Consider the following 19619-nt stretch of genomic DNA (forward strand, 5'->3'; position numbering starts at 1 on the left):
AGAAAGGGTGATCAGAATGAGGTGAGGTAGCGGTCGATCTCCCATGAGGAGACCGTGTTGTGCCAATCGAAGAATTCCTCGCGCTTGCACTTCGCGAAGTACTCGGCGACACCGGGTCCGGCGGCGTCGAGGGCGTCGGTCAGCACGGCGTCGGCCTCCAAGGCGTCCATCGCGTGCAACAGGGTCATGGGCAGCATCTCGCTGGGGGAGTCACCGGTCCCCGGCTTGCCGGGGTGCAGGTCACGTCGCACTCCGTCGAGACCGGCGGCGATGGCGCCTGCGGCCGCGAGATACGGATTCGCCGAGCCGTCCCCGCCCCGCAGTTCGACGCGGTTGTGGTCGGGCACCCGAAGGTAGTGCGTGCGGTCGTTGCCCCCGTAGGTGGCGTACCGCGGTGACCAGGTCGCTCCGCTGGTAGTGGAGGTCGCCCCGGTTCGCTTGTAGGAGTTGACTGTTGGCGCGATCAGACCCTGCAGCGCACACGCGTGCTCGAGAATCCCCGCCACGAACGCATACGCGGTGCGGGAGAGCCCCAGCCCTTGTTCGTCGGCGTCGTCGGGGAAGACCGCCCCCGTGTCGTCCCAGAGCGACAGGTGCATGTGCAGACCGCTGCCCGTGCGGGTGGTGAACGGCTTGGGCATGAAAGTCGCCTGCATACCGCGCTTCTCGGCCACGACGGACAGCAGATACCGCAACGTGACGACGCGGTCGGCGGTCGTCATGGCGTCGGCGTAGTCGAAGTTCTGCTCGAACTGACCGTTGCCGTCTTCGTGGTCGTTGGCGTAATTGCCCCAGCCAAGGGTGTTCATCGCCTCGGAGATCTCGGTGAGGTGGTCGTACATGCGGGTGACGTCGCGCGCGTCGTAACAGGGGGTAGCGCTGGTGTCGCTGCGGTCGGCGGTGACCAGTTCGCCGTCGACCCTGTTGACCAGGAAGTACTCGATCTCGGCGCCGACGTTGACGGTGTATCCGAGCTCTGCGGCCCGACGCAGCTGCTCCCGCAGGATGATTCGAGGCGCGAAGGGCCACGGCTTGCCGTCCACGTGTGGATCGCAGTGGACGAGGGCCAGGCCCGGCTTGATGAACGGAATCGGGGTGAACGACGTGACGTCGGCCCGCGCCACCAGGTCGGAGTCCTTGGGTTGTTGACCCATGTGTCCGGCGGCGTACCCGGCGAAGCCGACCCCGTCGGCCTCGAGTTGCCCGACCGCCTGGATGGGCACGAGCTTGGCGCAGGGCTTCCCCGACAGGGTCACGAACAGGGCGAGGATGAAGGTCGTGCCGCTGGCCCGCGCCACCTCCGACAAGGTGGGTGTCCGTTCACCGTTCACGGCCGCCGGGGTCGACGCGGTCGGCGGAACACGCGTCTCGAAGTCGACGTCGGTGTGAGTCATCGCATTTCTCCTGCGCCCTCGTAGGGATGGAGGCTGATCGTCGAGTCGCCTTCGGCGAATCGCGAGTAGCGGAAGTCGTCGGTGTCGACGTGGGGTAGTGCGGTCCGTCCGTCGACCAACAGGTCGGCGACGAGCTTGCCGACCGCGGGCGAGATCTTGAAGCCGTGACCGGAGAAGCCGGTTGCGAGGAACAGCCCGTCGACGGGCGACGGGCCGATGATCGGGTTGTAGTCGGGAGTGACGTCATAGGCGCCGACGTAGGAGCTGGTGATGCGCGGGTCGGGCATGTCGGGCAGTCGATGGCCGAGCTTGACGACGTTCTTCTCGATGGCGTCGTCGTCGGCGCGGTTGACGTACCGGTCGGGATCGACGAACTCGGGGGACTGGTGATCGGAATTGCCAACCAGCAGTTCGCCGTTGGGCTCTCGACAGATGTACTGCAGCCCGGCGAGATCGGAGAGCACCGGCACATCGGGAGTGGGCATGCCCTGGTCGACGAGCACCAGCTGGGCCCGTTGGGCCTTGACGTCGATGTCGACCCCGGCGCCGGCGGCGAGTGCGGGCGCCCAGGGGCCGTTGGCGAGGATGACGTGGTCGGCGTGGATCTGGGACCCGTCGGCCACGGTCACGCCGTACACGGATCCCTCGTGGTCGGTCAGGAGTTCGGTGACCATGGTGCCCTGGCGAATGGTGACGCCCATCTTGCGCGCGGTGGCGGCGAAGGCCATGCCCGTCATGTAGGCCTCACCACGACCGCCGAGGGGTTCGTAGGCGAAGCGGGCGAAGTCGTCGAGGTACATCCCGGGCCACAGATCGGCGACGGTGTCGTGGTCGACGAATTCCGTGGTGATACCCAAGCCCGTCATCATCGCCACCGTGGCCTCGAGCGGCTTCACGTTGTTCTCGCCGACGCCGACCAGATAGCCGCACTGGCGAAACGAGATGTCGTCGCCGAACAGCTCCGTGGCATGGGTGAATACGTCGATGCCATACCAGGCCATCGCGGCCAGCGACGGCGTGCCGTAGTGGCAACGCACGACGCCGCTGGACTTTGCGGTCATGCCCGAGCACAGGGTGTCGCGCTCGAGCACCACGACGTCGGTCTCACCACGCTCGGCCAGCGAGTAGGCGATGGCGAGTCCTTCGAGACCGCCCCCGACGACGAGGAAGGTGGTGGTGTCCGACACGTGATCCCCGCGATAGTCGTGTTTCCGGATAGGAGTCACCGTAACCTAGCATTAGACTCACGACCCCGCATCTCGACCGGGCGCTGAAGACGATGCAAGGCGTCGTCAAGCGGTGAGGTCTGTCGTTTCCGCGTGTTAGACGTCGACTGCCGGTGTCGGCAGGCGATCGGTCAGGAGTCCGACTCGTCGGGGTAGGCGGTGACGGCCAAGAACCTGATGGGCAAGCGGACCAACTCGTGGGGACCGTGCAGGCCCTCGCCGTCGAGCAGCAGGGAGTCGCCCGGCCGAAGTGTGTATTCCGATTCGCCGTGGCCGTAGACCATCACGCCCTCGAGCATGTAGAGCATCTCGGTGCCGGCATGCTGAAAGAGCGGGAAGACCTCGCTGGCATCGGTCAGGGTCACCAGCACGGGTTCGAGTCGTTTGTGTTGTCCTCGAAGGGCGCCCAGTAATTCGTAGTGGTGGCCGATGCGGGTTCCGCGTCCGACGATCACCGCGCCGTGGCCCGACTCGACGAAGACGGCTTCGCGTTCGGTGTCGGCACCACGGAACAGCGACGTCACGGGAACGTCGAGACCCGAAGCCAACCGCGCGAGTGTGTTGAGGCTGCACGACGTCTGAGCATTCTCGATCTTGGACAGCATGGCCTTCGAGATGCCCACCTTGGCGGCCATGTCGCCGACGGACAGACCGGTCGAACGACGAAGCTCACGAACACGTTTGGCGATGACCTTCTCGAGGTCCACGCCCGTCGGGGTGTCGCGAGGAACTTCGCGCGCCACCGGGGCGGGGTCCCCGGTGTCGCGGTGCTCGTCGACGGGATCGGCGCTCGTCATCGGCGAAGTCTATAAGCCGGGCCCGGACCGCGACGCGACGCGAGGATTCACCGAGACGTTCGGGTGGACCTCACGGGTGCAGGTTCCACTGCCCGACGTCCGAGGCCATGACGTCGTTGACGTCGACCTCCAGCCCGCCGACCACGGGACCCGGATTGGAGGCGGTGCTCACGATGCGTTGGTAGAGAACTGCAGCGGGATAGACCTGGCCGCGGGACCACGACCGGGTCTGCCATGCCCACACATGCCCGGGTGATGACGAATTGCCGATGACGCGGTCGGCGGCTGCCCACTGGCAGGGGTTGATGCCGCCGTAGATGCCGGTGCGCTGGACGCCGATCACGGAGTTGATACCGCGAAACCACGGCAGTGCCACTGTGTTCCAGGTGTCCCGGTCGATGTCGTCGTCGACGCTGAAGAAGACCGGTGCGCTCTGTCCGCCGCCGGCCGCGGTGTGCAGTTGCCAGGCCGTCCGAGCGTCGTAGACTCCACCGGCGTAGCCGCGCGTGAAGTCCGACGGTGCCGTGCCGCCCGGCTTGCCGTACTGGTAGTTACTGACGATCACCAGTCCGGCCGCGGTCAACGACTTGGCGTAGGGCAGCGTGATCGGCTTCGCGCCGAAGCTCGACCCGGGTCGGGAGGTGGAGACGTAGTTGATGACGCCGGCGTGGCCCGCCGCGCGGATGTCCTGGGCCGGGATCTGACGCATGGCGTAGTCGATCAGTGTGGGAGCCGCGGCCGACGCCGAGGGGGCGGCGGTTGCCGCGGCGGCCGCGCCCAGTCCGGCCAGGGCCGACGCGGCGGTGGCATACCGCAGCGCGTCCCGACGGGACACCATGCGCGGTCGCCGAGGGCCGGTGGGGCCCGGCGAGTCCAACATGCGGCGATGTTACCAATGTGACGGATGTTGAAGCTGCAACGAGCGGCCGGTCGTGTCGGGGTCTGAGTTCAGCGTCGAGACGTCAGCATGTCCTCGGCTTCCCGGATCACCGACGCCGGTGCGGTCGAGGTCGACCCTGCCGAGTACGGCGGTCGAGGGTCGTACTCGATGAGCAGTTGGACGGCCTGAGCCGTCGCGTCACCCGCGATCTTGCCGGCCAAGGTGAGGGCGGCGTCGATTCCCGCGGAGACGCCGGCGCCGATGAGGTAATTCCCGTCGACGACGACGCGGTCCTCCGACGGGCTGGCGCCGAATTGCGTCAACTGTTCCAGCGCGCGCCAGTGGGTCGTCGCGCGACGTCCCCTGAGAAGCCCCGCCGCCGCGAGGATCAGCGATCCGGTGCAGACCGACATCGTCCATGTCGTGTGGGTGTCGGCCGAGCGGAGCCACGAGTGCAGAGGGCCGTCCGACATCTGGTTCGCCTGACCGGGGCCACCGCCGATCACGACGACGTCTGGTCTGGTGACCTCGTCGAGGCCGGCGACGGCGTCGATGGACAGGCTCCCGAGATCGTTGCGCACGAGACCCGGCCGCTCGGCGACGAAGACGACCTCGGCGCCTGGGAGCCGCGCGAGCACCTCGTACGGCCCGACCACGTCGAGCGCGGTGAACCCGGGATAGAGCACGATGGCGATCTGCATGGTGGGGCTCCGACTCAGTCGACGTGGCGGTGCGATCGAGTCTGCCTGGTGATGCCAAGGGTCGGCCACCGAGGAGCTGTGGAGCAGCCAGCGGCCCAGACTACGAAAGATATTGACCAGGATAGTAATTCGTACCATCCGGTTTTGTTCGCCGAACTAGCTTCGTCAACGGTCCGAGACGGCTACCGTCCGCTGCGTTACGCACTTCTCTTTGACGGCACACGCGATCGGGGTCAGTCGGCACATGGGGGCATCAACACACGTTGGTCGGATCGGCGGCCTGGCCGCAGCCTTGGGGATCGGTGTCGCCATCGGGCTGGGATGCGGGGTCGCCTCGGCCGACACGACTGGACAGTCCAGTTCGGCGGACTCCCCGTCCTCGTCGTCGGGATCCGAGGCGAAGTCGACGGCCGACTCGTCCGCCGGGCACACGACCGGCTCCTCTTCGTTGCAGGACGACACGGGCACGCCGACGAAGATCGAGACCGCCAAGCCCGTGGCCACGGTGACGATCGCCAGCAAGCCGAATCGCGGCTCTCACTCGACGACCGCGAAACCCGGACCCGATTCGTCGACCACTGCGAAGCCGTCGAAGAAGGAGCCGTCCAAGGAGACGACGGCCGACGACCAAGACTCCGCCACCAAGGACACCAAGCCAACCGCGGACACCAAGCCGACCAAGGACCCCAAGCCCGCCGGCGACGCGAAGCCGTCAGAGGTCGAGCCGACGTCGGTTCTCGCCACCGCACCCGAGACCGGCAACGCCGTCGCCGAGGTGCCGCCGGCGCACCCCGTCCCGGCGCACGACACCGTCACGGCGGCCGCGGCCGGCGTCGTCAGCGTGACGGGCTCTCAGACCGGCGGTTCCCCGGTGACGCCCCCGGACTCACCGGTCTCGTGGACGGTGGCCGCGGCGGCGCGCAAGGAGACGCTCGTTCCGGCGACGCGCACACCGGCCGCTGCTGCGTCGACCCTCGCCACCCCGACCCCGACGCTGGTCGACACGACGCCACCGATGGCGGTGATCCAGACGCCTCCGCTGGCGTGGCTGCAGCAGATTCCGGTCATCGGACCGGTCTTCATCACGCCGGTGGTCGCCGCCATCCACATGATTCCGATCGTCGGCGACATCATCCATCCGCTGATCGGCTACCCGGTGCAACCCGGCTCTCCGGGCGCCCCGGTGCCGCGCGACGTGATGGTCACGTCCTTCGACGGCACGCAGATCTACGTCCACTTCATGCCGGCGGCCGGGCTGCCGGCCAAGGGCGTCGCGCCGACCATCCTGGAGGGCCCCGGACTCGGGATGCCCGGCTCGACGAGCCTGGAAGTCACCCCGCTGGACGGCATCCTGACCGACGCACTCGGCGCCGTAGGCGTCGGCACGCTGCGCCACGCCGGATACAACGTGGTCACCTGGGACCCGCGCGGCGAGTATCGCTCGGGCGGCACGCTCGAGTTGGACTCCGCGGACTACGAGGCCAGGGACGTCTCGGCGATCATCAGCTGGTTGGCGACTCAGCCTGAGGCGCAACTGGATTCACCCGGTGACCCTCGGATGGGCATGGTCGGTGCGTCCTACGGCGGGGGCATCCAGTGGACCACCGCGGCCACCGACCACCGGGTCGACGCGATCGTGCCCAGCATCTCCTGGAACACCCTGAACACGTCGCTGTAGAAGAGCGACGCCTTCAAGAGCGGCTGGGGAACCCTGTTGACTGCCGCGCTCCTGCTCACCGGTGCGCGCCCCAACCCAGAGATCTATCCCGCCGCCATCCAGGGCGACCTGACCGGGGTGCTCACCGACGCGCAGCAGGCGCTGCTCGCCGACCGCGGACCCGCCGCCCTGCTGGGCAGCGTGACTGCGCCGGCGCTGATCATCCAGGGCACCATCGACACCCTGTTCTCGCTACAGGAGGCGCAGGACAATGCGGAGGCGCTCGCGACACAGGGCATTCCGACCAAGGTGCTGTACTTCTGCGGCGGGCACGGGCTCTGCACCAACAACCTGTTCGACCCCACCGACGGACAGGTGGTCACCGACGCGACGCTGAACTGGTTGGCGCGCTACGTGAAGGGTGAGAACGTGTCGACGGGTCCCAAGTTCGAGTGGGTGGACCAGCGCGGGCAGTACTACACGTCGAACTCCTACCCGTCGGCGCCCGGCGCGCCGATCGTCGCGGCCAGCGGCCAGCCCGGCGTGCTGCCACTGGTGCCGCTGTTGTTCGGTTCCGGTCCGTTGCTCGGCATCCTGCCGATCGGAGCGACCGCGGCGCTCAACGCCTACAACCTGTCCATCCCGGCCGCCGCGACGACGACGTACGTGGTGGGGGCGCCGCAGCTCAGCCTGACCTACTCCGGGACCGGCACCAGCAGGCACGTCTTCGCGCAACTGGTCGACGATTCGACCGGCGCAGTCCTCGGCAACCAGGCAACACCGATTCCGGTGACCCTCGACGGCCAGACGCACATGATCAGCATCCCGATGGAGCAGGTGGCACAGACGCTGAAGCCGGGCCAGACGCTCACTCTGCAACTCGTCGCGTCGACGGCCAATTACGAGAACTTCGGGGCGTTCGGTGCGCTGACCGTGTCCAACCTGCAGGTGTCGCTGCCGACCATCACCGACGCGGTGGCGGTGAAGGCGGCGCCGGCGTCGGTGCTGACGTAGTCGACGACCGGGGCGAACCTGGCAGAGTGTCTCCGTGTCCGATGACGACGACGCCGTCCGTGCCCTTCTGGCCTACCTGGGTGCCGCGATGGTCGCCACCGGGCAGCCGGTCAGCGACGTGGAGGACGAACTCGCCGAGGTGAGCATCGTGCTGGGCCATCCCGACGTTCAGATCGCGGCCTCGCCGACCGGCGTGTTCCTGAACTTGGCGAGCGGTCTCCCCGCCACGTTCGAGTCGGTACGGGGCGGACTGCGCCTCGACCAGGCCGCCGAGGTGCGCTCGATCCGACACCGGTTGTCGCGATCCACCCTCACCGTCGCCGACGCCACCGCGGAACTACGCGCGCTGCGTGCTCGCCCGCCCCGATATCCCCAGTGGATGGCCAACCTCGGGTGGATCGCGATCGCCACCGGCATCGCCCTGATCCTTCAACCCGACGGGCCGAACGTCGCCTTCGCCGCCGTGGGGGCGGTCGTGGTGGTCGTACTGTTCCGGCTGGGGCAGCGGTTCGGCTTGGTCGCCACACTGCTGCCGACGCTGGCGGCGTTCGTGCTGGCGTGCGGTGTGTTCGCCGCCTCCAACGCCGGCCTCCTCGACGGTCCGCTGCGAACGCTGCTGCCACCACTGGCCGTGCTGCTTCCCGGCGCGTTGATCGTCACCGCGATGTCCGAGCTGGCCGCCGGGGACATGGTGGCCGGCGCGTCCCGACTGACGTTCGGACTGGTGCAACTGTTGCTCTTCACGCTCGGCATCGTGGCGGCCAGTCACGTGATACCGGTGCCAGCAACGGAATTGACCAATCTGCGGGTCGACGAGCTCGGTTGGTGGGCGGCGCCGCTGGGACTCATCCTGATCAGCATCGGGATCGGCGTCCTGGAGAGTCCCCCGCTGCGGCTGCTGCCCTAGATCACCGTGGTCTTGGTGCTGGCGTTCGCCGCGCAGAGCTTCGGGCAGCACGTCGGAGGTGCGGCGCTGGGCAGCTTCCTCGGCGCGGTCGCCGCCACGCTCGGGTCGTCGCTCGTCGAGGCCGTGCGACCGAACCTGCCGCGGCTGGTGGTGTTCCTGCCGGCCTTCTGGCTGCTGGTGCCCGGCAGTCTGGGTCTGCTGTCCACCACGACGTTGGTGACCAACCCGGGCGGGGGTGGGGCGAACGCGTTCGGGGTGGTGACCGTGGTGAGCGCGATAGCGGTCGGATTGCTGGTCGGCGCCGCGGCCGCGCAGTCGTTGCGCGGTGTCCTCGGCCGGGTGCGGCGCGGGTATCCCCTGCGAGCGCGCGGTCGGTCGGGCCGCAGCCTGCCGCGCTGAGCGTCGGACTAGCCTCGGTCTCGAGGCACCCCGAGGCTTTGGAGGTCACCGCATGACGCCACCGGCTCAGCGACTCCTGACTGCCGCCGATCCCGTCGTCGGTGATCTAGTGGCCGCGCTGCCACCTGGCCGGGTCGTCGTCGACGCGGACGTCATCCGCAGCCTCAGCCGAGACCAGGCGGCCGGCGCCCCCGCCGGAGTCCCGGCGGCCGTCGTGCGGGCCCGAAGCACCGAGGAGGTCCGGCGGGTGGTCGAGACGTGTCTGCGGCACCGCGCGCCCGTCGTGGCCCGCGGGGCGGGCACGGGGCTCTCCGGTGGTGCCAACGCCGTCGACGGCTGCGTGGTGCTCTCCTTGGCGGCGATGTCGGAGATCCTCGAGATCAACCCGCTGGAGAGACTGGCCGTCGTCCAACCCGGAGTGGTCAACGACGACCTCCGCGCCGCGGTGGCCGAGCACGGGTTGTGGTACCCACCCGACCCGGCCAGCTCGCCCTGGTCGACGATGGGCGGCAACGTCGCCACGAACGCCGGCGGCGTGTGCTGCGTCAAGTACGGCGTCACCCGCGAGTACGTCCTGGAACTCGAGGTGGTGACCGGATCGGCGGAGGTGGTGCGCATCGGGCGTCGGACCGCCAAGGGGGTCGCCGGCTACGACCTGGTCAGTCTGCTCGTCGGATCCGAGGGCACCCTGGGAATCGTCACCGAGATCACGGTCCGCCTGCGGAACCTGCCCAGCGCTGCGATCACCGTCGCGGGGTTCTTCCCGTCGCTGGTGTCCGCGGGCACAGCGGTACGCGCGGTGGGCTCGGCGGGCATCACGCCCTCGGCCTTGGAATTGATGGACCGGTATTGCCTTCGCGCCGTTGATGATTGGAAGCAGATGGGCCTGACGGACGCGGGCGACGTTCTGCTACTGGCGCGGGTGGACGACCCGGAGCCGACCGGCACGGCACTCGCCGACCAGATCGTCGAGCACTTCCGCGCGAGCGGTGCGACCTGGTCCCAGCGGTCGACCGATCCCGCCGAGGGCGACGCGCTGTTCGCCGCGCGCCGCCTGGCCTATCCGGCGTTGGAGAGGCTGGGGCCGGTGATCACCGAGGACGTATGCGTGCCCAAGGAGCACGTCCCGGAGATGCTGGCCCGCATCGAGGCCTTGGCGGCCCGCCACGACGTGTCGATCGCCAACATCGCGCACGCCGGTGACGGCAACCTGCACCCCCTGATCATCGGACCGACCGACGACGACGCCGAACTGTGGCCGCGCATCCACGCCGCCTTCGACGGGATCCTCGAGGCGGCCTTAGCCCTCGGCGGCACCGTCACCGGGGAACACGGCGTGGGCCTGCTCAAGCGCGGCGGTCTGGTGGACGAACTGTCGCCCGCGGTGATGGCGTTGCACCGGGGCATCAAGTCCGCGATGGATCCCGCCGGAATCCTGAACCCCGGCAAGATCTTCGAATGATCCTGGGCGAGCCGACTCGCCCACGAGACTCACTGCCCGGTCCAACCGACCGTGGTGCCAATGGTGGCGTCGAGTACCGACATGCACATCGCCACCACCTCGTCCTGCGAAGTATCCTCTTGGACTAGCCATTCCACGGTGACCTCGCGTACGAATGCGATCCAGCCCGTGAGAGCCGTTGCGGCCAGGTCGCGTTCATGGCCGGTCGCATCTGCGGAGTCGAGAATGCGGTCGCCGAGGATCCGCATGCCGTCGGCGATGGGCTCGCGTACTGCCGGATCGGAGGCGATGGCACTGCGGTTCGCGATCATGACGAGTGGAGCGTGGGTGCGATAGAACTCCAAATGCCTTGTCAGAAGCTCGATTACGACATCACGCAGGGGGCGACCGTCGTACGACGCCTCGTCGGCTCTCAGCCGTTCGTGTGCCCGCCGCCAGATCGCGGCGAACAGGTCCCGCTTGGTCGGGAAGTAGTGGTACACGAGCGCACGGGAAACGTTGGCGCGACGGGCGACGTCCTCCATGACGACGCCGTCGAAGGGTGTCTCATTGAAGGCGGTCGCACCGGCATCCATCAGTTCGTCGCGGCGCTGTTGCGGAGCGAGGCGACGCCGACTGGACACGCGCTCATCCTAGATTCTCCGGTTGACGGTCTTGGATCGGCGCGATAGCGTCACCTCTATTGGATTCGATCTAATAGGGACGCGCGTGAAACGAGCCACGGAAGTCTGGTTGGGCACCTTCGGTTTCGTGTGCGCCGCAATTGGCCTGGCGCATTTACTCTTTGGCACCCTTACGATCATCGGGGGCGGTCCGGTGAACGCCACCATCGACTCCGACCTGCGCTTCTATGCGTTGCTCTTCACCGCCTACGGCGCCACCTTCGCGTGGTGTGCTCTCGACATCGCTCGGCGCGGCCAGGTGGCCGACTTCCTTGGCGCAGTGTTCTTCGCCGGTGGCGTCGCACGTCTGCTTGCCTGGGCAGACAGCGGACGGCCCAGTTGGTTCTACGTCGTCATGATCCCCGTCGAATTAGTGGTACCGGTGTTCAACCATCTCCTGATCTGCCGCGCGCGCGAGACCATTGGTGGCGGAGCGAAGGTCGGAGAATGAGTCCGGGACTGGTGAAGCGGACCTTCCTGCGAGTGCTCGCGCACACGGTGAACCCGGTCGCGCTCTCTTTTGCCCGTTCCGGACACGGTCCGTTCTCGGCATTGCGGCACGTCGGCCGCCGCAGCGGCACGGTCTACGACACGCCGCTGATCCTCGCTCGAGTCGACGACGGCTTCGTCGCGGAACTGACTTACGGGCCCGGCGTGGCCTGGGTCCGTAATCTGACCGCCACCGGCCGCGGCGAACTCGTGGTGCGTGGATCGACCTATCAGGTCACCGGCCTGCAGCCGTATCCGACGTCATCGGGTCTGGCCGCCTATCCGCTGCCGCAACGGACGATCTTGAGATTGCTCAGACGACGGGACTTTCGGCTGATCACGGTGGCCGCGGGGCCGCGTCCCGTCGGCTAGGCGCGGTCGTCGTTGCTGCGCACGGCGGGAAGCACGGCCGAGGTGACGAGGTGTCGCCGCAACCGGCCATCCGAGGTCCGGAACAGGCAGTTCATCGCGGCGACGATGCCGCGGACGTCGTCACGCGCGGTCAGGTAGGTCCACCGGTGCGCGTCCGGAAGCGCGAAGAACTGCTCGAAGAAGCCGGGAACGTCCGACGGTGGCATGCGCAACAACGACTCGAGACCGATCCGCCGGACGTGGTGGACGACCCGCGCGTCGAGCGGCCACACGGTCCGCTGCGCGGCCGCCAGTGCTGCGCCCGGCTCGTCGGGCAGGCGGGTGGCCAGCGCCGCAGCCACCCGTGGTGCGAGTCGCAGGGAGCTCGCCAGGCTGAAGCCGGTGGCGGGATGGATCAGTGGAGCGGCCGCACCGAATCCGATCGTCGCCGGTCCGCGGTGTCGCGGGTGGTCGACGCGAAACGAAACCCTCTCGACGCGAGCGTCTTCCGGTGGTCGAACGCCATGGTGGGCGAGGCGCGCGTGCAGCCGCCGCCGCAGGGTGACCAGCGACAGGCCTGGGCGGCGCGCCAGGGAGGTCTCCTCCATCAGCACCTTGCCCTCACCGAGCGGGATCACGTAGAGGAACGTCGGCCAGCCCACCTCGCCGTGGTCGGCGCGCCAGTCCATGAACAGCGCGTCGCCGTCGGTCACGAAGGGCGCTGCCGCGGCCTCGTCGACGACCACGCCGTAGGCGGTCTGGGCGGCGGCGGTCCGGCGCGACCTCGTGCGGTCCAACGGTCGTGCCCCGCCGCCGGCGTCGACGACGACCGAGGCCCGCAACTGTGACCCGTCGGCCAAGGCGACCACGCCGGGCTCCGGCGATCCGACCACGCGGGCGGCGTGGACGTGCACGTCGGTCAGGCCCTCGGTGAGGTGCGCCTGCAGGCGCGGTACGTCGAGAACGGCGTATTCCCAACCCAATCGATGCTCCGACACGGCGATCGCCCGACCGGCGGCGCGGGCCGACACGACGGATGCGGGAAGGTCGGCCGGCAGTTCTCCGTCCCACATCCCATAGGTCGCCGTCCACGGCTGGTCGGGGGCGGGGTCGACGACGTCGGTGGTCAGCCCGAGGCGCGCGCAGGCTCCCGCCAAGGCGACGCCGGCGGGCCCAGCGCCGACCACCAGAACGTCGGTTCGTCTCATCGAGCCCTGCCTCGTGGCCTCCACACCCCACGAAGCTAGCCGGTGTGACGGTCTGTCAGCGAACGATCGCCGGCGTGCTCTCCCACAGTGCGCGCCAATCGTCTTCTTCCTGCTGCTTGTCGTGGTGCAGTTCAACCGACGGTGCAGTGAGGTGGATGGCGGGGTGGGGGAGGCCGAAGAAGTCTCCCTTGCCCCGGGCCGAGGTGTGGGATCCGGCGTCGACGTAGCAGTAGCCCTCTCCGGAGAGCTTGGCCGCCTGGTTGCTGTCGTCGAGGAAGTTCAGGACGTTCCGCGCGGCCGCGGCGGCGCCGTTCTTGGCGAAGATCGCGGCCTTGGGCAGCGGCCGGCCGGACGGCGAGGTGACCGTCGCGGCGTCACCGATCGCGAAGATGCCGGGGTGCGCGGTCTGCATGGTCTCGGCGTCGACGGTGATCCAGCCGCCGCCGTCGAGGGTGACGGCGGGCGAGTGCGGTGGGACGAAGACCAGGAGGTCGAAGCCGGCGGTGGAGCCGTCGGTGAACTCGACGCGACGACGGTCGCCGTCGACGCGAGCCACGCTGTGCTCGCCGTGGAACTCGATGCCGTTTCCGGCGAGCATGGTGATCAGTTCCCGGCCGGCGTAGGGGCCGGCGGAGGGCATGGGCTGCTTCTCCGGGCTGTAGACGTCGATCGTCGTGACTGAGCGGGATCCGTTGTCCTGCAGCAGGTCTGCGGCCAGAAGTGCGCCTTCGTACGGGGCGACCGGGCACCGGTAGGGCGCGGAGGTGACGAGGAACATCAGCTTTCCGCCGGTGAAGCTCGTCAGCGCGCGGTGGGCGGCTGCGGCGGCGGCGGCGCTGTAGTAGTGCACGGCCGAGCCGCCGTCGACGGCCCGTTGGAGCCCGGGGACCGCGTCGACGGTGTTGCGTGCACCGGTGGCGATCACCAGGGCGTCGAACGCGATGACGGTCGAATCCGCGAGCGTCACGGTGCGCCGTTCGGCGTCGATGCGGCTCACGGAACCGGTGACGGTGCCGACGCCCTTCAGCGCATCGGCACTGGGGCGGATGGGGACGCTGTCCTGGTCGCGCCATCCGCGCATCACCCACGGCAGGGTGAAGCCGAGGAAGTGGGAGAAGTCCTCGTCGACGATGGTGACGTCCACGTCGTCCATCGAGACGCCGGTGTCGGCGAGCTCCTTGAGGACGCTTAGGCCGCCGATGCCGGCGCCAAGGATCAGCAGTCTGTTCTTCTTCGTCATGCTCCTACCTCTTCTTCCAGAATGGGCTTCGGCGGGGTGCCGGAGCGTCGGTGTCGGGGTGGCCGCCGCACCACTGGGCGACGGGCACTCCTCGCTTCACCGCGTCCACGTGGCGACCACACCCCGACCAGGTGGTCTTTCCGCAGGTGCGGCATTTCACGGCATGACACATGGTCGTGGCCCCCTAGTGCGCCGGGCGCGGACGCTGCAGCTGGGTGAACGAACTGGTGGCCGCCAGCGTGGCGAGCGCGGTGAACAGCGGCGCCGTCTGGTCGTCGGTGGGCACCGAGGTCAGCACCGGTCCGAAGAAGGCATGTCCGTCGACCGAGACGATGGGACTGCCGCCGGTCTCGCCGAGGGCGGCTTGCCCTGCGGCATGAGACTTCGCCACCAGCTCGTCGAGGGAGGTGTCGGTCAGCACGGCCGCGGATATCCCAGTCACACCGGCACGGTCGAGCACCTTGATGATCAGTTCGTCGTCGATGACACCGTCGGACTCGTCGAAGTACTGCTGACCGAAGGTGAAGTAGGCGGCGGTCAGTCCGGCCGTGCCGGTCTCGCGCTGAATCGCGGCCATCAGCCTGCCGACCACTCGCGAGTCGGCCATGCGCTTCTGTTGAACGGGTGGGAGTTCGCGCCCCTCGTTGAGGATGGCGAGGCTGGCCAGCTGCCAGTCGATCTCGAAAGCGGTTGCGCTGCTGGCGTTGACGAGCCAGTGAGCGGTGTTCCACGAGAAGGGGCACACCGGGTCGAGCCAGATCGTCACCGATGGGGTTCCGGATTGCGGCCCGTGTTCAGAGATGCTCATGGTGCTAGTGCCTTTCTTGCGGTGATGGTTCGAACGGTCAGGCCAAGCTGAGGAACAGCTTCTCCAGCTGCTCGATGTTCAGTTCGGGGGCGCCTTCGTCGGGGTTGTCCAGGCAGTCCCGCAAACCGGTGGCAATGATCTTGAAGCCGGCCCGGTCCAGTGCCTTGGAGACCGCCGCCAGCTGAGTGACGACGTCCTTGCAGTTGCGGCCCTGCTCGATCATGCCGATCACGCCGGCGAGTTGGCCGTGCGCACGGCGAAGGCGGTTGAGGGTGGCTTCGACGTCGGCGCTGCTCTTTGCGGTCATGCTTTCTTTATACCATACCCCGTAGGGTATAAATTGTGACGGACCGGCGACCGGCGCCGATCAGTCAGGAGTGGGCATGACTTCGGTAGCGACTGCGGTGAAGCGGTTTTGGGTGATTCTCATCGTCGTGGTGGCACTACTGGTCGCCGCCGTCGTGGTGACCCGCCTGCGTGGATTCTTCGGATCCGACCTGCCGGTGTCGCCCAGTGCCGCCGGCGCAGAGGCGATCGTGGCCTTCAACCGCAAGACGGTCACCTACGAGGTCATAGGCCCACGGGGGGCCTCGGGTTCGGTGAGCTACCTCGACGTCGACGGGCAGACCCGGGAGGCGAACTTCCGTGCATTGCCGTGGTCGGTGTCGGTGACGACCACCGATCCGGGTGTGTTCGCGAACCTGGTGGCGCAGGCCGATGTCCCGACGCTGGGTTGCAGGATCCTGGTCAACGGCACGGTCACCACCGAACGGCAGGCAACCGGACGTGACGCGCAGGCATTCTGTCTGGACAAGGCCGCGTGAGCGCCTCCGCGGGCACATCCCGGACCGCCCGGTTCATCCGGGTGGCGGCCATCCCCATCATCCTGATTTGGGTGGCGGCCGCGGCCGCGCTGAATCTGCTGGTGCCCCAGATCGAAGCCGTCGGGCAACAGAATGCGGTGTCGTCGTCCCCTCAGGATGCGCCAGCGGTGAAGGCCGCCAAGGCAATGGGGCAGAAGTTCGGCGAGTTCACCTCCGACAGCGTGGCGATGGTCGTGCTCGTCGGCGACCAACCGCTCGGTGATGCAGCGCATTCCTACTACGACACCCTGATTGCCGCGCTGGCCAAGGACACCGTCCATGTCGAGCACATCCAGAACTTCTGGGGCGATCTGATCACCGCGGCGGGCGCTCAGAGCAGTGACGGCAAGGCCGCCTACGTGCAGCTCAATCTCGCCGGCAACCAAGGCAGCACCCAGGGCAACGGCTCGGTCGAGGCGGTCCGCGGCATCATCGACCGCACCCCGCCGCCACCGGGATTGCGGGCCTACCTGACCGGGCCCGCGCCGCTGACCACCGACACCGCACTCGCCGGCGACAAGAGCATGGTGCTGATGATGGCCGTGACCATGGTGGTGATCACCATCATGTTGCTCATCGTGTACCGCGCGATCAGCACGGTGCTCCTGATCCTCGTGATCGTAGGCATCGAGATGGGTACCGCTCGCGGGATCGTCGCACTGCTCGGCCATGCCAAGCTGCTGGACTTCTCCACCTTCTCGGTCAGCCTGCTCACCGCGCTTGCCATCGCCGCGGGCACCGACTACGCCATCTTCCTGATCGGGCGCTACCACGAAGCACGACAATCCGGTGAAGACCCGGAGACGGCGTACCACAGCGCTTTTCGCGGGGTGGCCCACGTCATCCTCGGTTCCGGCCTGACCATTGCGGGGGCGGTGCTCTGCCTACGATTGACCCGGTTGTCTTATTTCACGTCCTTGGCGATTCCGTCCGCGGTCGGTGTGATCGTCGTCGTCGCCGCGGCGATGACGGTGGGCCCGGCCGTCCTGGCAGTGGCGAGCCGATTCGGGCTGTTCGAACCGAAGCGCGCGCTGAAGACGCGCGGATGGCGCCGCGTCGGCACTGCAACGGTCCGCTGGCCGGTGCCCATTCTGGCGGTCGCGACCGGTATCGCGTTGCTGGGAATCATTGCGGTGCCCGGCTACACGACCAGTTACGAGGATCGGCACTACATCCCGGGCACGGTGCCCTCCAACGAGGGTTACGACGCGGCCGAGAAGCACTTCAGCGCGGCGCGGCTCAATCCGGACATCATGATGGTCGAGACCGACCACGACATGCGCAATCCGAGCGACCTGATCGTGCTCGACAGGGTCGCCAAGGCGCTGTTCCGGATCCGCGGCATCGCCATGGTGCAGAGCATCACCCGGCCGCTCGGTTCACCAATCGCCCATGGTTCCATCCCGTATCAGGTGGGCATGCAGTCGGTGCCCATCACCCAGAACCTGCAATTCCTCAAGACCCGCATCGACGACATGGACACGATGGCAGGCGACCTCGGCTCCATGATCGCCTCGATGCAGGCCATGCACACGATGATGACCCGGTTCTCCGAGGCCATGGGTCGCACCGTCACCGACATGTCCGCGATGAAGGCCGCCGTGGATCAGATGCGCGATCACCTCGCCGACTTCGACGACTCGGTGCGACCACTGCGCAACTACTTCTACTGGGAACCACACTGTTTCGACATTCCGGTGTGCTGGGGGGTTCGGTCGGCCTTCGACGCCGTCGACGGCGTGGACGGCTTCAGCGACCACATGGGAGCCCTGCTCGAGGACTTCGGTGACCTCGACGCGCTCACGCCGCAGTTGGCTGCGCAACTGCTGCCAATCATCGCCACCGCCACCGCGATGCAGGAGACCTTGCAGGCCATTCACACCACGTTCGCCGGGTTGTTCGATCAGATGCAGCAGCTGACCGACACGGCAACCGCGATGGGACAGGCCTTCGACGCGTCGAAGAGCGACGACTACTTCTACCTCCCGCCGGAGGTCCTGCAGAACGCCGACTTCACGCGGGGGCTGAAGCTGTTCCTCTCACCGGACGGCAAGGCGGCACGTTTCATCCTCACCCACGACGTCGATCCCGCCACCGAACAAGGGATTTCGGTGGTCGACGACGAGATCATCGCTGCCCATGAAGCGGTCAAGGGCACTCCGCTGGCCGATGCCAAGGTGTCGCTGACCGGCACCGCGGCCACCTATCGCGACATCCAGAGCGGGGCGAAGTACGACCTGATGATCGCCGCCTTCGCCGCGATCGTCCTGATCTTCCTGGTCATGCTTCTCATCACCCGAGCCCTGGTGGCGTCATTGGTGATCGTGGGCACCGTCGTCCTCTCGCTGGGTGCGTCGTTCGGGCTCTCGGTGCTCATCTGGGAACGCATCATCGGCATGGACATGCACTGGATCGTGCTGGCCTTCTCGGTGATCATCCTGTTGGCCGTGGGCTCCGACTACAACCTGCTCCTGGTGTCACGGTTCAAGGAGGAAGTCGGGGCAGGCATCAAGACGGGCATCATCCGGACGATGGGCAGCACGGGCAGCGTCGTGACCGCAGCCGGTTTGGTCTTCGCCTTCACGATGGCCTCGATGCTGGCCAGCGATCTGCGCCACGTGGGACAGGCGGGCTCGACCATCGGGCTCGGATTGCTGTTCGACACCCTGATCGTGCGATCTCTGATGACGCCGTCGATCGCCGCGATCCTCGGACGCTGGTTCTGGTGGCCGCTGAACATCCCGAACCGGCCCCGTCGGCGGGTGGTCGATCAGACGGCGTAGCCACCGTCGACGTACCAGCTCGAGCCGGTGACGTAGCCCGCCTCCGGGAGCGCGAGATACGCTACCGCGCTGGCGATCTCCTCTGGTTGGCCGTAGCGTTGCAGAGGCATCATGGCACGTGCGCCCGTGGCCATGTCACCGTCGTCGTCGGGGTTCATGTCGGTGTCGGTAGGTCCGACCGCGACGTTGTTGACGGTGATGCCGCGTGGTCCCAGCTCGCGGGCCAGACCACGCGTGAGGCCGCTGACCGCCGCCTTGGTCATCGCGTAGACGGCGAGGCCGGGCACGGGGACGCGACTCTCGTTGACGCTGCCGATGGTGATGACGCGGCCGCCGCTGGACAGATGTGGCACCGCGGCCTGGATGGCTGCGAACACGCCGCGGACGTTGACGGCGACGAGACGGTCGAACTCCTCGAGGGGGAACGCCTCGATGGGTGCACCGGAGGCGACGCCGGCGTTGTTGACCAAGATGTCGAGGCCGCCGAGGCGGTCGACGGCCTCCTGCACCGCGTCGCGAACGGCCTCGGCGTCGGCGCTGTCGGCCTTGACGGCATGGACGGTGGCGCCGGAGGCCGACGCCTGGGCGGCGACGTTCTCGGCGACGTCGGCCGAGGCGTTGTAGGTGAACACGACATCGGCTCCGTCGGCGGCCAGTCGCTGCACGATCGCCGCACCGATGCCGCGCGAGCCGCCGGTGACCAACGCTCTCCGACCGGAGAGCGGGCCACTGCCGGTGGTCGTGTCTGAGGTGGTAGTGCTCATCGGTGGCTTCCCTT

Annotated in this window: 20 protein-coding genes; 9 read left to right on the forward strand and 11 right to left on the reverse strand. The window is 67.8% G+C overall.

Features of this window, described 5'->3' with window-relative positions; translation table 11 throughout:
* Positions 1–11: 11 nt before the first annotated feature.
* From glnT to ABZ195_RS00800, 5 genes are all read right to left on the reverse strand, one after another.
* Positions 12–1394, reverse strand: coding sequence for a type III glutamate--ammonia ligase (gene glnT / locus ABZ195_RS00780; protein ID WP_355213958.1), 1383 nt, complete (start codon positions 1392–1394; stop codon positions 12–14).
* A complete protein-coding gene (locus ABZ195_RS00785; protein ID WP_355213961.1) occupies positions 1391–2581 on the reverse strand; it encodes an FAD-dependent oxidoreductase in 1191 nt (396 codons plus the stop codon). The genes glnT and ABZ195_RS00785 overlap by 4 nt, the downstream gene beginning before the upstream one ends.
* A gap of 170 nt (positions 2582–2751) precedes the next feature.
* The gene (locus ABZ195_RS00790; protein WP_355213962.1) at positions 2752–3417 is read right to left on the reverse strand and encodes an XRE family transcriptional regulator; all 666 of its coding nucleotides are present in this window, start codon (positions 3415–3417) and stop codon (positions 2752–2754) included.
* Between the two features lie 70 nt (positions 3418–3487).
* Complete coding sequence (locus ABZ195_RS00795; protein ID WP_355213964.1) at positions 3488–4297, reverse strand: DUF1906 domain-containing protein; 810 nt, start codon at positions 4295–4297, stop codon at positions 3488–3490.
* A 68-nt stretch (positions 4298–4365) separates the two neighbouring features.
* Positions 4366–4998, reverse strand: coding sequence for a DJ-1/PfpI family protein (locus tag ABZ195_RS00800; protein ID WP_355213966.1), 633 nt, complete (start codon positions 4996–4998; stop codon positions 4366–4368).
* A gap of 244 nt (positions 4999–5242) precedes the next feature.
* On the opposite strand from ABZ195_RS00800, the gene ABZ195_RS00805 reads away from it, so the two are divergent.
* Genes ABZ195_RS00805 through ABZ195_RS00825 form a run of 5 tightly spaced genes read left to right on the forward strand, consistent with a single transcriptional unit; the run spans position 5243 to position 10437 of the window.
* A complete protein-coding gene (locus tag ABZ195_RS00805; protein ID WP_355213967.1) occupies positions 5243–6676 on the forward strand; it encodes a CocE/NonD family hydrolase in 1434 nt (477 codons plus the stop codon).
* 36 nt (positions 6677–6712) lie between these two features.
* The gene (locus ABZ195_RS00810; RefSeq protein ID WP_355213969.1) at positions 6713–7669 is read left to right on the forward strand and encodes a hypothetical protein; all 957 of its coding nucleotides are present in this window, start codon (positions 6713–6715) and stop codon (positions 7667–7669) included.
* A gap of 34 nt (positions 7670–7703) precedes the next feature.
* Positions 7704–8576 carry a threonine/serine exporter family protein gene (locus ABZ195_RS00815; protein ID WP_355213971.1) on the forward strand — a complete coding sequence of 291 codons (873 nt, stop codon included), beginning with the start codon at positions 7704–7706 and terminating at the stop codon, positions 8574–8576.
* Between the two features lie 6 nt (positions 8577–8582).
* Entirely contained in the window at positions 8583–8975 is a 393-nt protein-coding gene (locus ABZ195_RS00820) for a hypothetical protein (protein ID WP_355213973.1), read from the forward strand.
* A 52-nt stretch (positions 8976–9027) separates the two neighbouring features.
* Complete coding sequence (locus ABZ195_RS00825) at positions 9028–10437, forward strand: FAD-linked oxidase C-terminal domain-containing protein (RefSeq protein ID WP_355213974.1); 1410 nt, start codon at positions 9028–9030, stop codon at positions 10435–10437.
* 29 nt (positions 10438–10466) lie between these two features.
* Here the strand turns inward: ABZ195_RS00825 and ABZ195_RS00830 are convergent, their stop codons facing one another.
* Positions 10467–11060, reverse strand: coding sequence for a TetR/AcrR family transcriptional regulator (locus tag ABZ195_RS00830; protein ID WP_355213976.1), 594 nt, complete (start codon positions 11058–11060; stop codon positions 10467–10469).
* A gap of 22 nt (positions 11061–11082) precedes the next feature.
* Here ABZ195_RS00830 and ABZ195_RS00835 point away from each other — a divergent pair, with 22 nt between their 5' ends.
* Both ABZ195_RS00835 and ABZ195_RS00840 read left to right on the forward strand, forming a co-directional pair.
* Positions 11083–11550 carry a DUF4345 domain-containing protein gene (locus tag ABZ195_RS00835; RefSeq protein WP_355213978.1) on the forward strand — a complete coding sequence of 156 codons (468 nt, stop codon included), beginning with the start codon at positions 11083–11085 and terminating at the stop codon, positions 11548–11550.
* On the forward strand, positions 11547–11960 hold the full coding sequence (locus ABZ195_RS00840) for a nitroreductase (RefSeq protein ID WP_355213980.1): 414 nt from the start codon (positions 11547–11549) through the stop codon (positions 11958–11960). The genes ABZ195_RS00835 and ABZ195_RS00840 overlap by 4 nt, the downstream gene beginning before the upstream one ends.
* On the opposite strand, the gene ABZ195_RS00845 is transcribed toward ABZ195_RS00840, so the two are convergent.
* The 4 genes from ABZ195_RS00845 to ABZ195_RS00860 form a co-directional block, all read right to left on the reverse strand.
* Positions 11957–13147, reverse strand: a complete 1191-nt coding sequence (locus tag ABZ195_RS00845) for a lycopene cyclase family protein (protein ID WP_355213982.1) — start codon at positions 13145–13147, stop codon at positions 11957–11959. The genes ABZ195_RS00840 and ABZ195_RS00845 overlap by 4 nt on opposite strands.
* 55 nt (positions 13148–13202) lie before the next feature.
* On the reverse strand, positions 13203–14387 hold the full coding sequence (locus ABZ195_RS00850; RefSeq protein WP_355213984.1) for an FAD/NAD(P)-binding oxidoreductase: 1185 nt from the start codon (positions 14385–14387) through the stop codon (positions 13203–13205).
* Positions 14388–14571: 184 nt separating this feature from the next.
* On the reverse strand, positions 14572–15195 hold the full coding sequence (locus ABZ195_RS00855) for a hypothetical protein (protein ID WP_355213986.1): 624 nt from the start codon (positions 15193–15195) through the stop codon (positions 14572–14574).
* 37 nt (positions 15196–15232) lie between these two features.
* Positions 15233–15502, reverse strand: a complete 270-nt coding sequence (locus tag ABZ195_RS00860) for a metal-sensitive transcriptional regulator (protein WP_355213988.1) — start codon at positions 15500–15502, stop codon at positions 15233–15235.
* 76 nt (positions 15503–15578) lie between these two features.
* On the opposite strand from ABZ195_RS00860, the gene ABZ195_RS00865 reads away from it, so the two are divergent.
* Together ABZ195_RS00865 and ABZ195_RS00870 are read left to right on the forward strand one after the other, a co-directional pair.
* Positions 15579–16019 (forward strand): MmpS family transport accessory protein, encoded by a 441-nt coding sequence (locus ABZ195_RS00865; RefSeq protein ID WP_355213990.1) that lies wholly within the window; start codon positions 15579–15581, stop codon positions 16017–16019.
* Positions 16016–18841 carry an RND family transporter gene (locus ABZ195_RS00870; RefSeq protein ID WP_355213992.1) on the forward strand — a complete coding sequence of 942 codons (2826 nt, stop codon included), beginning with the start codon at positions 16016–16018 and terminating at the stop codon, positions 18839–18841. Before ABZ195_RS00865 ends, ABZ195_RS00870 begins: the two co-directional genes overlap by 4 nt.
* Here the strand turns inward: ABZ195_RS00870 and ABZ195_RS00875 are convergent.
* Positions 18829–19605, reverse strand: coding sequence for a 3-oxoacyl-ACP reductase family protein (locus tag ABZ195_RS00875; protein ID WP_355213994.1), 777 nt, complete (start codon positions 19603–19605; stop codon positions 18829–18831). The two genes, ABZ195_RS00870 and ABZ195_RS00875, sit on opposite strands and share 13 nt — an antisense overlap.
* Positions 19606–19619 lie beyond the last annotated feature (14 nt).

The organism is Mycobacterium sp. NPDC006124 (genome assembly GCF_040614235.1).
Taxonomy (GTDB): domain Bacteria; phylum Actinomycetota; class Actinomycetes; order Mycobacteriales; family Mycobacteriaceae; genus Mycobacterium.